General features: G+C 70.4%; 1 protein-coding gene. It reads right to left on the bottom strand.

Annotation, left to right across the window (positions count from 1 at the left end; genetic code table 11):
- Positions 1 to 151, bottom strand: a 151-nt coding sequence (locus SB754_RS21910; RefSeq protein ID WP_410784413.1) for a helix-turn-helix domain-containing protein, incomplete at its 3' end; no start/stop codon positions are given.
- Positions 152 to 250: the final 99 nt, after the last annotated feature.

Below are 250 nucleotides of genomic sequence, written 5' to 3' on the forward strand. Positions count from 1 at the left end.
GGTCCCGCTCCACCCGGCTCAGGAAACCCTTGGTCAGCCCGGTGGCCGCGGCAACCTGCTCAATGGTCATCCGGCGGGCCTGCCGCGCCAAACGGATCCGCGGGCCGATGGCCACCGGCGCGTTGGAGGGCTCTACGGGCAACGCCTTCATCACGGACGCAGTCCTTTCGCGAACGGTTCTTCCTCCGGGCAGGCCACGGTCATCCTAGGCCTTGTCGGCCGCGCCGGCAGCTGCGTCGGGCGTAGAGGC

It is taken from the genome of Leifsonia sp. SIMBA_070 (assembly GCF_046534635.1).
In the GTDB taxonomy this organism is placed as follows: Bacteria; Actinomycetota; Actinomycetes; order Actinomycetales; family Microbacteriaceae; genus Leifsonia.